Annotated in this window: 13 protein-coding genes and 1 tRNA gene; 11 read left to right on the top strand and 3 right to left on the bottom strand. The window is 68.2% G+C overall.

All coding sequences use genetic code 11. The features are described from left to right. Positions 1 to 298: 298 nt before the first annotated feature. Positions 299 to 383, bottom strand: a tRNA-Leu gene (locus tag AC07RM_RS15740). Positions 384 to 464: 81 nt separating this feature from the next. On the opposite strand from AC07RM_RS15740, the gene rnr reads away from it, so the two are divergent. Beyond that, entirely contained in the window at positions 465 to 2,732 is a 2,268-nt protein-coding gene (gene rnr / locus AC07RM_RS15735; protein ID WP_371268787.1) for a ribonuclease R, read from the top strand. A 65-nt stretch (positions 2,733 to 2,797) separates the two neighbouring features. Further along, positions 2,798 to 3,559, top strand: a complete 762-nt coding sequence (locus AC07RM_RS15730) for an SDR family oxidoreductase (RefSeq protein ID WP_495335128.1) — start codon at positions 2,798 to 2,800, stop codon at positions 3,557 to 3,559. Positions 3,560 to 3,566: 7 nt separating this feature from the next. Here the strand turns inward: AC07RM_RS15730 and AC07RM_RS15725 are convergent, their stop codons facing one another. Next, complete coding sequence (locus AC07RM_RS15725) at positions 3,567 to 5,036, bottom strand: NAD(P)H-hydrate dehydratase (protein ID WP_495335127.1); 1,470 nt, start codon at positions 5,034 to 5,036, stop codon at positions 3,567 to 3,569. A 32-nt stretch (positions 5,037 to 5,068) separates the two neighbouring features. Here AC07RM_RS15725 and AC07RM_RS15720 point away from each other — a divergent pair, with 32 nt between their 5' ends. Further along, positions 5,069 to 5,500: a hypothetical protein gene (locus tag AC07RM_RS15720; protein ID WP_495335126.1), complete on the top strand. Its 432-nt coding sequence runs from the start codon at positions 5,069 to 5,071 to the stop codon at positions 5,498 to 5,500. A 3-nt stretch (positions 5,501 to 5,503) separates the two neighbouring features. On the opposite strand, the gene AC07RM_RS15715 is transcribed toward AC07RM_RS15720, so the two are convergent. Continuing rightward, positions 5,504 to 6,757: a D-amino acid dehydrogenase gene (locus AC07RM_RS15715; protein WP_093342274.1), complete on the bottom strand. Its 1,254-nt coding sequence runs from the start codon at positions 6,755 to 6,757 to the stop codon at positions 5,504 to 5,506. A gap of 445 nt (positions 6,758 to 7,202) precedes the next feature. Between AC07RM_RS15715 and rpsB the strand changes: the two genes are divergently transcribed. The 8 genes from rpsB to rseP all read left to right on the top strand — a co-directional run bounded on the left by rpsB (position 7,203) and on the right by rseP (position 14,632). Continuing rightward, positions 7,203 to 7,955 (top strand): 30S ribosomal protein S2, encoded by a 753-nt coding sequence (gene rpsB / locus AC07RM_RS15710; RefSeq protein ID WP_093342273.1) that lies wholly within the window; start codon positions 7,203 to 7,205, stop codon positions 7,953 to 7,955. A 79-nt stretch (positions 7,956 to 8,034) separates the two neighbouring features. Then, complete coding sequence (tsf, locus tag AC07RM_RS15705; protein WP_093342272.1) at positions 8,035 to 8,958, top strand: translation elongation factor Ts; 924 nt, start codon at positions 8,035 to 8,037, stop codon at positions 8,956 to 8,958. Positions 8,959 to 9,060: 102 nt separating this feature from the next. Continuing rightward, entirely contained in the window at positions 9,061 to 9,783 is a 723-nt protein-coding gene (gene pyrH / locus AC07RM_RS15700) for a UMP kinase (protein ID WP_057591659.1), read from the top strand. Between the two features lie 12 nt (positions 9,784 to 9,795). Then, complete coding sequence (gene frr / locus AC07RM_RS15695; RefSeq protein ID WP_093342271.1) at positions 9,796 to 10,356, top strand: ribosome recycling factor; 561 nt, start codon at positions 9,796 to 9,798, stop codon at positions 10,354 to 10,356. 8 nt (positions 10,357 to 10,364) lie between these two features. Beyond that, positions 10,365 to 11,102, top strand: coding sequence for a polyprenyl diphosphate synthase (gene uppS, locus AC07RM_RS15690; protein WP_490878528.1), 738 nt, complete (start codon positions 10,365 to 10,367; stop codon positions 11,100 to 11,102). Positions 11,103 to 11,129: 27 nt separating this feature from the next. Then, positions 11,130 to 11,975 carry a phosphatidate cytidylyltransferase gene (locus tag AC07RM_RS15685; RefSeq protein ID WP_209541419.1) on the top strand — a complete coding sequence of 282 codons (846 nt, stop codon included), beginning with the start codon at positions 11,130 to 11,132 and terminating at the stop codon, positions 11,973 to 11,975. Next, on the top strand, positions 11,972 to 13,162 hold the full coding sequence (gene ispC / locus AC07RM_RS15680; RefSeq protein WP_495335125.1) for a 1-deoxy-D-xylulose-5-phosphate reductoisomerase: 1,191 nt from the start codon (positions 11,972 to 11,974) through the stop codon (positions 13,160 to 13,162). Before AC07RM_RS15685 ends, ispC begins: the two co-directional genes overlap by 4 nt. Before the next feature lie 39 nt (positions 13,163 to 13,201). Beyond that, positions 13,202 to 14,632 carry an RIP metalloprotease RseP gene (gene rseP, locus AC07RM_RS15675; protein ID WP_495335124.1) on the top strand — a complete coding sequence of 477 codons (1,431 nt, stop codon included), beginning with the start codon at positions 13,202 to 13,204 and terminating at the stop codon, positions 14,630 to 14,632. Positions 14,633 to 14,646: the final 14 nt, after the last annotated feature.

Genomic DNA, 14,646 nt, shown 5'->3' with positions numbered 1-14,646 from the left:
AGAAGAGGACTCGAACCTCCACGATGTTACTCGCTAGTACCTGAAACTAGTGCGTCTACCAATTCCGCCATCTGGGCATTTCAGGAAAGCCTACGAGTATATCAAATCAAAAACGATTTTCTCGCGGCCTCGCAATTTTGTGCGCACGATGATGCGTTCACGACACAGGCTCGGGTGCGCGGACTGACCGCGCGCCATCGGACGATGTCGATGACGACCATGATCGGAGCGGGGAAGAAAAAAGCCACCGGAGACCGGTGGCTTGAATCGAAGGACTCGATGAGAGTCTATTTAAACTTGGTGCCCAGAAGAGGACTCGAACCTCCACGATGTTACTCGCTAGTACCTGAAACTAGTGCGTCTACCAATTCCGCCATCTGGGCCCGCATACTTGCCGAAGCAGGTACGCTTTGAATTTCAGGAAAGAAGGAGATCATATCAAAAATAATGTCACTTCCAGCGGCTTGCTGGATGAATTCGAAGGCTCGGTTCAGGGCCATCGCGACGGACATGGCTTCGTGCAACGCGACGACGGCGAAGCCGACATCTATCTGCCCCCCAACGAGATGCGCGCGGTCCTGCACAAGGACCGCGTCAAGGCGCGCGTGGTGCGGCTCGACCGCCGCGGTCGCCCCGAAGGGCGCGTGGTCGAGATCATCGAGCGCCCCGAGCAGCCGATCATCGGCCGCCTGCTTCACGAGGGCGGCATCTGGCTCGTGGCACCGGAGGACAAGCGCTACGGCCAGGACGTGCTGATTCCCAAGGGCGCGACCGGTCCCGCCAAGGTGGGGCAGGTGGTCGTGGTGCAGCTCACCGAGCCGCCCGCGCTCTTCGGCCAACCCGTGGGACGAGTGAAGGAAGTGCTCGGCGAGATCGACGACCCCGGCATGGAGATCGAGATCGCGGTGCGCAAGTACGGCGTGCCGCACGAGTTCTCCGAAGCGTGCCTGGCCGAGGCCAAGGCGTTGCCCGAGAAGGTGCGTCCGGCCGACAAGAAGGGCCGCGTCGACCTCACCGACGTGCCGCTGGTCACGATCGACGGCGAGGACGCGCGCGACTTCGACGACGCCGTGTACTGCGAACCCGCGAAGGTCGGCCGTGGCAAGGGCTGGCGCCTCCTGGTTGCGATTGCGGACGTCAGCGCCTATGTGCGCACCGGCTCGGCGATCGACATCGATGCCTACGACCGCGCCACCAGCGTGTACTTCCCGCGCCGCGTGATTCCGATGCTGCCCGAGAAGCTCTCGAACGGCCTGTGCTCGCTGAACCCCGAGGTCGAGCGCCTGTGCATGGTCTGCGACATGCTGGTCGCTGCCGATGGCGAGATCTACGCCTACCAGTTCTATCCGGCCGTGATGTTCAGCCACGCGCGCTTCACGTACACCGAGGTGGCGGCCATCCTCGGCAACACGCGTGGCCCCGAGGCGGCCAAGCGCAAGGAGCGCGTCAAGGACCTGCTGAACCTCGCCGACGTCTACAAGGCGCTGCTCAAGCAGCGTGGCAAGCGCGGCGCGGTCGACTTCGAGACCACCGAAACGCAGATCATCTGCGACGACGCCGGCCGCATCGAGAAGATCGTGCCGCGCACCCGCAACGAGGCGCACCGCCTGATCGAGGAAGCGATGCTCGCGGCCAACGTCTGCAGCGCCGACTTCATCGCCGAGGGCAAGCACCCGGGCCTGTACCGCGTGCACGAGGGCCCGACGCCCGAGAAGAAGGAAATCCTGCGCGGCTACCTGAAGGCGATGGGCGTGGGGCTGAGCATCACCGACGATCCGGCGCCCGGCGAATTCCAGGCCATCGCCGAGGCGACCAAGGAGCGCCCCGACGCGCAGCAGATCCACACCATGCTGCTGCGCTCGATGCAGCAGGCGATCTACACGCCGATCAACAGCGGCCACTTCGGCCTGGCCTACGAGGCCTACACGCACTTCACGAGCCCGATCCGCCGCTATCCCGACCTGCTGGTGCACCGCGTGATCAAGGCCATCCTCGGCAAGACGCGCTACCAGCTGCCGATGCTGCCGACGCCGGGCGAGGCGCACGCCAAGCTCGCCAAGCGGCTGGCCTCGCGCGTGAAGGCGCCGACCACCAAGCCGCAGAAGGCCACGGTCGCACCGACCAAGGAAGTGCAGGCCTGGGAGGCCGCCGGGCTGCATTGCAGCGCCAACGAGCGCCGCGCCGACGAGGCCAGCCGCGACGTCGAGGCCTGGCTCAAGTGCAAGTACATGCGCGAGCACCTCGGCGAGGAATACGGCGGCGTGGTCACCGCGGCCACCACCTTCGGCATCTTCGTCACGCTCGATGCGATGTACGTCGAGGGCCTGGTGCACATCACCGAGCTCGGCGGCGAATACTTCAAGTTCGACGAGATGCGCCAGGAGCTGCGCGGCGAGCGCACCGGCATCCGCTATGCCATCGGCACGCGGGTGCGGGTGCAGGTCAGCCGCGTCGACCTCGACGGCCGCAAGATCGATTTCCGCCTGGTGCGAGAGGGCGAGGAGCTCACCGCGCGCGCCATGAAGGATAAGGGTGCCGCGTCCGGCGGCGTGCCGGTCAAGGCCTCGGCCAAGCGCAGTTCGCGCCAGAAGGCCGAGGCGCCGAGTGGCGGCACGCGCGCTGCCGGACGGGAACCGGCCGCGGGCGGCCCGCAGTCCGCGATGCAGGCTTTCAAGTCGGCGGTCAAGAAGGCCGCCAACAAGATGAAGGGGCGCAAGACGCGCCGCGGCTGAGTGCCCCTTTCATCGACAACCATTCCATTCGAATCCATGAACACGCCGAGAAGGAGACAACGGGCATGAGTACAGACAAGAACAAGGGCATCGCGATCGTCACGGGGGCCGGCACCGGCATCGGCCGCGCCGCGGCGCTGGCCCTTTTGGGCGACGGCTGGAGCGTGGCCCTGGCGGGCCGCCGCCTCGAGCCGCTCGAGCAGGTGGCCGAGGAATCGGGCGCCGGTGCGCGCGCCTTCGCGGTGCCCACCGATGTGGCCAGCGCCGAGTCGGTGCAGGCGCTGTTCGGTGCCACCGTCGAGCGCTTCGGCCGCGTCGACCTGTTGTTCAACAACGCGGGCGTCGGCAATCCGCCGGGTCCCTTCGAGGACTGGACGCCCGAGCAATGGCGCGGCGTGGTCGACATCAACCTCAACGGGATGTTCTTCTGCATCCAGCAGGCCTTCCGCACGATGAAGGCGCAGACGCCGAAGGGCGGCCGCATCATCAACAACGGCTCGATCTCGGCCACCGCGCCACGGCCGAACTCGGCCGCCTACACGGCGACCAAGCATGCGGTCGAAGGCCTGACCAAGACGGCGTCGCTCGACGGGCGCAAGCACGACATCGCCGTGGGCCAGATCGACGTCGGCAATGCCATGACGGAACTGGCCGCGCGCATGGCCAAGGGCGTGCCGCAGGCCAATGGCGAGCTCGCGGTGGAGCCGCTGATCGACGTGAAGATCGTCGGCCAGTCGGTGCTCTACATGGCGAACCTGCCGCTCGAGGCCAATGTGCTGTTCCACACGGTGATGGCGACGAAGATGCCCTTCGTCGGCCGCGGCTAGCAGCCCGTCAGCGGGAGGACTGGCGCGCGAGCGCGCCGGCCGTCAGCGGCGGCGCGTCGGCCGGCCAGGTGTCGGCCAGGTGGCCGTGATGCCAGGCCGCTTCCCGGGCGGCGTCGAAGGCGCCGCGGCCCGCCGCCAGGCCCGCGCCGACCATGCCGGCGAGCACATCGCCGGTGCCGGCGCTCGCGAGGCGGGCATTGCCGGTCGGATTGAGGACGGGCACCGTGCCCGCGTCGTCGGCGACGATCGTTCCCGACCCCTTGAGCACCACGACGGCGCCCGTCTGCGCCGCCAGCCGGCGCGCGGCCGCCAGGCGGTCGGCCTGTACCTCGCCGGCCGTGCCGCCGAGCAGGCGCGCCGCCTCGAGCGGATGCGGCGTCAGCACCGTGGGCCGACCACGTTTCGTGCGCGCCTTCAACTGAGTCTGCAGACCGTCGTCGCTCGCGATCGCGTTGAGCGCATCGGCATCGAGCACCAGCCCGCGGGCGGTCGACAGCACGCGCGGCAGCAGCTCGCGCACCGCGGTGCCGCCGCCACAGCCGCAGACCACGGCCATCGCCGAGAGATCGAGGGAACGGGCGTCGCGCAGCATCAGTTCGGGTTGCGCGAGGTCGACCGGCGCCGCGCCCGGATCGAGCAAGCCGACGAAGGTGCGGCCCGCGCCCGCGTGCAGCGCGGCGGAGCCGGCCAGCAATGCCGCGCCGGCCATGCCCGATGTGCCGCCGATCACGGCCACGTCGCCGTAGCTGCCCTTGTGGGAGGCGTGGGTGCGCGGGGCGAGCGATGGGGCGCCCGGCAGTCGCGCCACGGGCGGTTCGCTTGTCGCGCCGCAGCCGAGGTCGTCGAACCAGATCTCGCCGGCCGCGTCGCGGCCCTGGGCCGTGAAGAGACCGGGCTTCAGGGTCAGCAGGCTCAGGCAGATGCGCCGCGATGCCGCGCTTTGCGCCAGGAAATCGTCGCCGTGCGAAAGCGTGCCGGTGTCCGCATTCAGGCCCGATGGCACGTCCACCGCGAGCACGGGATGCGCCTCGCCATGCATGCGGCGCAGCCACTCGGCCATCGCGCCTTGCGGCGGGCGGGTGGCGCCGATGCCGAGCAGCGCGTCGATCGCGAGTTCGTAGCGCGCGGGCGGCTCCGGGGCGAAGGTCACGCCCGCAGCGCGAGCCCGCTGCAGCGAGGCTTTCGCGTCGGCCGGCAGGCGGGCCTCGTCGCCCGCGAAGCTGACGACGACCTCGAACCTACGCTGCCGCAGCTGCGCGGCCGCCTCGAAGCCGTCGCCGCCGTTGTTGCCCGGACCGCAGGCCACCCAGACCGTGCGGGCGTGTGGCGCGATCGCCATTGCGAGCCGTGCCACGGCCAGTCCGGCGCGCTGCATCAGCGCGTGGGCGGGCAGGGCGGTCGCGGCGGCCTGTTCGATGCGGCGCGTGGCAGCAAGGTCGAACAGGTCGGCTGCGGTGGCGGAGGTGATGCGATGCATCGGGCGATTCTGCCCCTGCCTATGATCGCGCGATGAAACGTCTGGGGCTCCTCGGCTGGCTGATCGCGCTGCTGCTTGCGTGGTTCGTGGCCTTCGTTGTCACCAGCATGGTGTTGAGCGAAGGCCTGGCTTGGGCGCTGGGGTGGCTGGCCATCGTCTGGGCCGTGTTCCTGCTGGCCGAATCGCTGCGATGGGTGCCGCTACGCGACCTGGCTTGGGCCGCGAGCGTGGGCTGGGGCTTCGGGCTGATCCGCTGGCTCGATCCCATGATCGACGGCGCCACGAGTGCGTGGCGCTGGCTGCTGATGGCGGCGGACCTGCTGTGCCTGGCCGTCTGCGTGCTGGTCGCGCCCGCATTGCTGTCCTGGCTGGCCCGGCGTCTGCGGTCGCCGGAGCCGCCGCCGCTGCCGGTCGAGCGGCTGGCTACTCACCCGCGGCAGTGGGGCCCGAAGGACGAGGCCTGAGTCTCAGGACCCGAGCCGTTCGACGCCCAGGCCTTCGAGGTCCACGCCCGGGTCCTGCCCGGCGATCAGATCGGCCACCACGCGCGCGCTGCCACACGACAGCGCCCAGCCGCTGGAGCCATGGCCCAAGTTGAGCCACACGCCCGGAATGCCGCTCGCGCCGAGCACCGGCGGCCCGTCGGGCAGCATCGGCCGCGCGCCTTTCCACTGCTGCACGCCCGACTGCAGGGTCGCCGCGCCCGGGAACCAGTCCTGCAGCACCTTGTAGAGCGTGAGGATCGCGGGCTGGCTCAAGGTGTCGGCCGAGCCGCCGATCTCGGCGCTGCCGGCCACGCGCACGCGCTGGCCGAGGCGCGAGATCGCGACCTTGTAGCGTTCGTCCATGATCGCGCTGCGCGGTGCGTTGAGCGGCTCGCGCACCGGCGCGCTCACCGAATGGCCGTAGACCGGCGCCATCGGAATCCGCAGGCCGAGCGGGCGCAGCAGCGAGGCCGAGCCGAGTCCGGCGCAGACCACTACCGCATCGAAGTGCAGCGCATCGGAACCGCTGGCCAGCGACAGCGAGGTGGGCGCGGCGCGGCTCAGCGGCGCGATGTCGCAGTTGAAGTGGAACTGCGCGCCGAGCGACTCGGCCTCCCACTTGAGCAGCAGCGCGAACTGACGGCAGTTGGCGACCTCGTCCTCGGGCAGGTGGATCGCACCCGCCAGTGGCGTGTCGGGGTTGAGGGCGGGCTCGATCAGCCGGGCCTCGTCGGCATCGACCTCGCGGAACACGCTGCCCGCGCTGCGCAGCACCTCGAGGCCGGGCTGGACCAGCTTGCGCTCGCGCTTGGAGCGCAGCAGCACCAGGTAGCCATCGCTGCGCTCGTAGCTGAGTTCGCGGGCCTCGCTGACCTCGTGCAGCCGGGTGCGGCTGTAGAAGGCCAGGCGCTGCATGCGCGCGCGGTTCGCGAGGTAGGTTTCGAGCTTGCAGGCCTTCTGCCAGCGCGACATCCAGCCGAGGTCGCGCGAGGACAGCGGCCAGCGCAGCTTGATGGCGCCGTGCGAGGACAGCAGCGAGCGCAGCACCTTCAGGCGCATGCCGGGCGCCGCCCAGGGCGTGACGTAGCCGGGCGCCACCACGCCGGCGTTGGCGAAGCTGGCCTCCTCGGCGGCGGCGCCCCGGCGTTCGAAAACGGTCACTTCATGGCCGTCGGACGCCAGCTCCCAGGCGGTGGTGACACCGATGATGCCGGCGCCCACGATCGCGATTTTCATTGAGATTCAGGATAAAAAAGAGTGCTGACGCCCATCTGACGAAGGTGCCTAGCTATTGTTTTTGCAGCAGCCATGCCGTCTCGTCGTGCAGCGCAGCATGCCAGAGCATTGGCGCCCCGGGGCGTTCCCCGGGTACACGGCGGGGCATCGGGGGCGCGCATCCGTCGAACGGCGTCGGACGGGTGGCTGGAAGGTGGGGCTTCGGGATCTGGCAAGGCGTGCGGGGCAGGGGTGTCCGAGGTGCGTGCTATACTCTTTGGGTTTCGCTCACGAGGTACTTCATCTGTCAAGACGGAGCGCCACGCCGACGAAACACATTCGCAAACCAGCCCAATCAAGGTGTTGCGACCTCGCTGATGCAGCGTGGCCGGTCAAGCCGGCATGCAGTGTCCAGCGGAGTGCAAAAACGGGCTGGATTTTAGACCCAACCTTCGGAGTAACTTCAATGTCCGTCACCATGCGCGAAATGCTGGAAGCCGGTGTCCATTTCGGCCACCAAACCCGCTTCTGGAACCCCAAGATGGCCCCGTTCATCTTCGGTCATCGCAACAAGATCCACATCATCAACCTGGAAAAGTCGCTTCCGATGTTCCAGGATGCGGCCAAGTACGCCAAGCAGCTGACGGCCAATCGCGGCACGATCCTGATGGTCGGCACGAAGCGCCAGGCGCGCGAAATCGTCGCCGCCGAAGCCCGCCGCGCCGGCGTGCCCTTCGTCGACACCCGCTGGCTCGGCGGCATGCTGACCAACTTCAAGACCGTCAAGACCTCGATCAAGCGTCTGAAGGACATGAAGGCCCAGCAGGAAGCCGGCCTCGACAGCCTGAGCAAGAAAGAGCAGCTCACCTTCACCCGTGAAATCGAGAAGCTCGAGAAGGACATTGGCGGCATCCAGGACATGGCTGCGCTGCCCGACGCCATCTTCGTGATCGACGTGGGCTTCCACAAGATCGCCGTGGCCGAAGCCAAGAAGCTCGGCATTCCGCTGATCGGCGTGGTGGACTCCAACCACTCGCCCGAAGGCATCGACTACGTGATCCCCGGCAACGACGACTCGTCGAAGGCCGTCACGCTGTACGCCCGTGGCATCGCCGACGCGATCATCGAAGGCCGCAACAGCGCGACCAGCGACGTGGTCAAGGCCATCGCCGAAGGTAGCGACGAATTCGTCGAAGTCGAAGAAAGCGCTTCGGCCTGAGCTGCGCGTCCCCGCGCCTGAAGAAGGGGCTTCGTTGCCCCTTTTTTTTAATCTGATTTTCTGAATACGGAGAGAAACAATGGTTGCAATCACCGCAAGCATGGTCGGCGAACTGCGCGCCAAGACCGACGCGCCGATGATGGAGTGCAAGAAGGCTCTGACAGAGGCCGACGGCAACATGGAAAAGGCCGAAGAGCTGCTGCGCATCAAGCTCGGCAACAAGGCCGGCAAGGCATCGAGCCGCATCACCGCCGAAGGCGTGGTGGCTGCCTATGTCGACGACGCCGCCGGCGCGATGATCGAGATCAACTGCGAAACCGACTTCGTCACCAAGAACGACAGCTTCCTGGCGCTGGCCAATGCCGCCGCCAAGCTGGTCGCGCAGAACAACCCGGCCGACATCGCCGCGCTGGGCGCGCTGGCCTACGAGCAGGACGGCTTCGGCCCCACGCTCGAGGACGTGCGCAAGGGCCTGGTCGGCAAGATCGGCGAGAACATGAGCTTCCGCCGCTTCAAGCGCTTCGCCGGCAATGGCAAGCTGGCTTCGTACCTGCACGGCACGCGCATCGGCGTGGTGGTCGAGTTCGAGGGTGACGATGCCGCCGCCAAGGACGTCGCGATGCACATCGCCGCCATGAAGCCGGTGTCGGTTGCCGCGTCGGACGTGCCGGCCGAGCTGATCGAGAAGGAGCGCGCCGTGGCCGCGGGCAAGGCGGAAGAAGACCGCAAGACCGCCGAAGCCGAAGGCAAGAAGCCGCAACCCGCCGACATCGTTGCCAAGCGCATCGAGGGCGGCGTGCAGAAGTTCCTCAAGGAAGTTTCGCTGCACAACCAGCCGTTCGTGAAGAACGACAAGCAGACCGTCGAACAGATGCTCAAGGCCGTCAACACCACCGTCAAGGGCTTCACCCTGTACGTGGTCGGCGAGGGCATCGAGAAGAAGGTCGACGACTTCGCCGCCGAAGTCGCGGCCCAGGTCGCAGCCGCCAAGGCCGCTGCCTGAGACCGTTCTCCGCCAGAAGGCGACAGCGTGCAGGTGCATGCTGTCGCCTTTTCACCGCCAAGCCCTACACTCGCCCCCGCTCACTCTTAAAGGAAATTGCCCATGTCTGATCCCCGCCCAGCCCACAAGCGAATCTTGTTGAAGCTGTCGGGAGAGGCACTGATGGGTGACGACGCCTTCGGCATCAACCGCGCCACCATCGTGCGCATGGTCGCGGAAGTGGCCGAGGTCGTGAACATGGGCGTCGAGGTGGCGGTCGTGATCGGCGGCGGCAACATCTTCCGCGGCGTCGCGGGCGGCTCGGTCGGCATGGACCGCGCCACGGCCGACTACATGGGCATGCTGGCCACGGTGATGAACTCGCTGGCGCTGGCCGATGCCATGAACAAGCAGGGGCTGGTGGCGCGCGTGATGTCCGCCATCGCCATCGAGCAGGTGGTCGAGCCCTACGTGCGGCCCAAGGCGCTGCAGTACCTCGAGGAAGGCAAGGTCGTGGTGTTCGCCGCGGGCACCGGCAATCCCTTCTTCACCACCGACACCGCCGCCGCGCTGCGCGGCGCCGAGATCGGCGCCGAGCTGGTGCTCAAGGCGACCAAGGTCGACGGCGTCTACAGCGCCGACCCGAAGACCCATCCCGATGCAACGCGCTACGCCAGCCTGACCTTCGATCAGGCCATCGCGCAGAATCTCGGCATCATGGACGCGGCAGCCTTCGCGCTGTGCCGCGACCAGAAGCTGCCGATCAAGGTGTTCTCGATCTTCAAGAACGGCGCGCTCAAGCGCGTCGTCATGGGCGAGGACGAGGGCACGCTGGTGCATGCCTAGGAGTATTTGAGAATGACCATTGCCGATATCCGCAGCACGACCGACGCGAAGATGAACCAGTCGATCGCTGCCTTCCAGAACAACCTCACCAAGATCCGCACCGGCCGCGCCAATGCCGCGCTGCTCGACTCGATCCATGTCGAGTACTACGGCTCGCAGGTGCCGCTGAGCCAGGTGGCCAACGTGTCGGTGCTCGACTCGCGCACGCTGAGCGTGCAGCCCTGGGAAAAGGGCATGGGCGCCAAGATCGAGAAGGCCATCCGCGAAAGCGACCTGGGTCTCAACCCGGCCTCGATGGGCGAGCTGATCCGCGTGCCGCTGCCGGCCATGAGCGAAGAGCGCCGCCGCGAAATGACCAAGCTGGTGCGCAACGAAGGCGAGAGCGCCAAGGTCGCGACGCGCAACCTGCGCCGCGACGCCAACGAATCGGTCAAGAAGCTGGTCAAGGACAAGCTGGCTTCGGAAGACGACCAGAAGCGTGCCGAAGCCGAGATCCAGAAGGTGACCGACCGCCACATCGCGGAAATCGATCGCCTGATCGCGGCCAAGGAAGCGGAGATCATGGCCGTTTGAGGCTGCTCATGGCCGCCTCCAAGCCGCAGACCATTCCCCACCACATCGCCATCGTCATGGATGGCAATGGCCGCTGGGCCACGCGGCGCTTCCTGCCCCGCGTGGCAGGGCACAAGCAGGGCGTGGAGTCGCTGCGCCGCTGCGTCAAGGCCTGCGTCGACCGCGGCGTGCGGGTGCTGACCGTGTTCGCCTTCTCCTCGGAGAACTGGAACCGCCCGCCCGAGGAGGTCTCGGGCCTCATGGACCTGATGGTCGGCGCGCTGGCGCGCGAAGTGCCCAAGCTCGGCCGCGACGGCGTGCAGCTACGTTTCGTCGGCGAGCGCGGCGGCCTGTCGCCGAAGATGGTGAAGGGCCTGATCGACGCCGAGAACGCCACGGCGATGAACGATCGCCTGGTGCTCAACGTGTGCTTCAACTACGGTGGCCGCTGGGACATCGCCCAGGCCGCCGCCAAGCTGGCCGAGCGCGGCGAACCGCTGACCGAGCTCAACCTCGACCGCGCGATGGCGCTCGCCCACGTGCCCGATCCCGACCTGTTCATCCGCACCGGCGGCGAACAGCGGCTGTCGAACTTCCTGCTCTGGCAGAGCGCCTACGCCGAGCTGTTCTTCAGCGACAAGCTCTGGCCCGAGTTCGACGAGGCGGCGCTCGACGAGGGCATCGCCGCATTCCAGAACCGCGAGCGCCGCTTCGGCAAGACATCGGCACAGGTCACGACCAACGCCCGATCGCGCCAGACGGCCTGAACCTCTCTCCCCGGACGACCCCGCTGCATGCTCAAGCAACGCATCCTCACGGCGATCGTCCTGCTGGCGATCCTTCTGCCGGCGCTTTTCTATCCTTCCTACGTTCCCTTCGGCTGCGTGATGCTGGTTTTGATCGGCGCCGCGGCCTGGGAGTGGGGGCGCCTCAACGGCTATGGCCAGCGGGTGTCGGTGTTCCTCGGCCTCGAGATGGTGGTGCTGTGCGCGCTCTCTTGGTGGCTCGGGCTGCTCGAGCGGCCGCTGCTGCTGCTGTGGACGCTCGCCAGCGCGGCCTGGGTGCTCGGCGGCGCGGCGCTGCTGCGCGCGGCGGTGCCGGGCTGGCCCAAGGTGCCGCGCGGCATCCGTCTCGTGGGCGGCTTGCTGGCGCTGTGGGTGGCCTGGCTGGCCGCGGTGCAGGCGCGCCTGATCGGCATCAACTTCCTGCTCTCGATCCTGGTGCTGGTCTGGGTCGCCGACGTCTTCGCCTATTTCGCCGGCCGCGCCTTCGGCCTCAAGTTCACGCGGCGCAAGCTCGCGCCCGCGATCAGTCCCGGCAAGAGCTGGGAAGGCGTCTGGGGCGGCATGGCGGGCGTGGTGGTGCTGGCGCTGGCCTGGGTCTGGGCCGATGCCTCGGCGCAGGCCACGGTGGCCAGCCTCTACAGCCGGCTGGCGGCGCGCGGCTGGTGGCTGCTGCTGCTCGGCGTGGTCTTCCTGGCGGCGATGAGCGTGGTCGGTGACCTGGTCGAGTCGCTGATCAAGCGCAGCGCGGGCGCCAAGGACAGCAGCCGGCTGCTGCCCGGCCACGGCGGGGTGCTCGATCGGGTGGATGCCCTCTTGCCCACGCTCCCCATTGCAATGATGCTGGCTTTTCTGTGAACACTTCCCCCCGACAACGCGTGACGGTGCTCGGCTCGACCGGTTCGGTCGGCGTCAGCACGCTCGACGTGATCGCGCGCCATCCCGAGCGCTTCGAGGTCTTCGCGCTCTCGGCCGCCACCAAGGTCGACGAGATGCTCGCGCAGTGCGCGCGGTTCTCGCCGCGCTTCGCGGTGATGGCGAGCGAGGCCCATGCGACCGTGCTGGCCGAGAAGCTCCAGCAGAACAACCTGCCCACCCGGGTGCTGTCCGGCGCCGGTGCTATCGAAGAGATAGCGTCGCATGACGAGGTCGATGCCGTGATGGCCGCCATCGTCGGCGCCGCGGGCCTGGGGCCCTGTCTGGCGGCCGCGCGCGCCGGCAAGCGCCTGCTGCTCGCCAACAAGGAGGCACTGGTGGTCGGCGGCGACCTGTTCATGCGCACGGTGCGCGAGGGCGGGGCGACGCTGCTGCCGATCGACAGCGAGCATTCGGCCATCTTCCAGTCGCTGCCCGAGGACCCGTCCACCTGGGCGCGGCGCATCGACAAGATCATCCTCACGGCCTCGGGCGGCCCGTTCCGCACCCGTGCGCCCGAGACCCTCGGTTCCGTCACGCCCGAGCAGGCCTGCGCCCATCCCAACTGGGTCATGGGGCGCAAGATCTCGGTCGACTCGGCCACCATGATGAACAAGGCCCTCGAGGTGATCGAGGCGCGGCACCTGTTCGGCGTGGCGCCCGAGCAGATCGAGGTGGTGATCCATCCGCAGAGCGTGGTCCATTCGATGGTGCAGTTCACCGACGCATCGGTCCTCGCCCAGCTCGGCACGCCCGACATGCGGGTGCCGATCGCCGTCGGCCTGGCCTGGCCCGAGCGCATCGAGAGCGGGGCTGCGCGGCTGGACTTCCGCCAATTGGCCGATCTGAGCTTCCACGCGCCCGACGCGGCGCTCTTCCCGGGCCTGGACCTGGCCTGGCAGGCGCTGCGCGCGGTGCCCGGCACCACGGCCGTGCTGAATGCCGCCAACGAGGTCGCGGTCGAGGCCTTCCTGGCGCGCCGGCTGCGCTTCGATCGCATTCATGCGGTCAACATGGAAACTTTGGAGGCGGTCGCGCCCTCCAAGCCGGCGTCGCTGGCCGATCTGCTGGCCCTCGACGCCAGCGCCCGCGCTGCCGCGAATGCCGCGGCGCTGCGTCTGTCCGCCTGACGCCTCGCGCGCCACCGATTCCAAGAAGCAAGGTTCCGGATGCTCACCCTCGTTGCATTCATCGTCGCGCTCGGCCTGCTGATCACCGTCCACGAGTACGGCCACTACCGGGTCGCGGTCGCCTGCGGCGTTAAGGTCAAGCGCTTCGGCGTGGCCACGCTGCCATTCGGCAGCCCCGACAGCCCCTCGCTGCTCGGCCGCATCCTGTGGCGCGTCAGCAAACCGGTCTACGCCTGGAAGCCGCGGCGCCAGCATCCGGGCCAGGACACCGAGTTCGCCATCGGCCTGTTTCCCTTCGGCGGCTACGTGCAGATGCTCGACGAGCGCGAGGCCCCGGTGGCGCCCGAAGAGCGCCATCGTGCCTTCAACACCCAGCCGCTGCGCTCGCGCGCGGCCATCGTCGCGGCCGGTCCGATCGCCAACCTGCTGATGGCGGTGGCGCTCTACACGGTCGTGAACTGGATCGGCGTGCAGGAGCCGGTGGCGACGCTGGCGCGGCCGGTGGCGGCTTCGCTGGCCGAGCAGGCCGGGCTGCGCGGCGGCGAGCACATCGCCCGCGCCGGCTTCGAGGGCGACGAGCTGACAGAGGTCCAGTCCTTCGAGGACCTGCGCTGGCGCATGACCCGTGGCGCGCTCGACGGCCACGACCTCACGCTCGAGGTGGCGGGGCAGGGCGGCCAGCCGGCCCGCACGCTCGTGCTGCCGCTGAGCCGCATCGAGGTCAAGGATGCCGATGCCCAGATGTTCCGCAAGATCGGCGTGCTGGCGCCCATGACCCGTCCCGAGATCGGCGAGGTGATGGCCGGCGGCGCCGGCGAGCGTTCGGGCCTGCGTCGCGGCGACCTGGTGCGCGCGATCGGCGACACCGCCATCGTCGACGGCCAGCAGCTGCGCGAGGCGATCCGCGCCTCGGTCAAGGACGGCAAGGCGCTCGCGCTGCCCTGGCAGATCGAGCGCGAGGGCCGCGCGCAGACGATCGAGGTCACGCCCGAGGTGCGCGAGGAGGGCGGCCTGAAGGTCGGCCGCATCGGCGCCTACGTGGGCGCGCCGCCTGACATGGTGACCGTGCGGCAGGGTCCGGTCGACGGTGTCTGGCGCGGCGTGGTCCGCACCTGGGAGGTGTCGGCGCTGACCGTGCGCATGATGGCCAAGATGGTCATCGGCCAGGCCTCGATCAAGAATCTCAGCGGCCCGATCACCATTGCCGATTACGCCGGCAAGTCCGCCAGCCTCGGCCTCACGCAGTACCTGGTGTTCCTCGCGCTCATCAGCGTGAGCCTGGGCGTGCTCAATCTGCTCCCGCTGCCGGTCCTCGATGGGGGGCACCTGATGTATTATCTTTGGGAGGGCCTGACCGGTAAAAGCGTCTCCGACGTCTGGATGGACTGGCTTCAGCGCGGTGGCGTTGCCCTGCTCCTGGTCATGATGTCGATTGCCTTGTTCAACGACACATCGCGGCTCTTTGGTTAACTATCTTGCCGGCC

It is taken from the genome of Variovorax sp. GW821-FHT09B05, assembly GCF_059418265.1.
The sequence above is the reverse complement of the archived record's forward strand: the minus strand, read 5'-3'. Positions and strand labels throughout refer to the sequence as shown.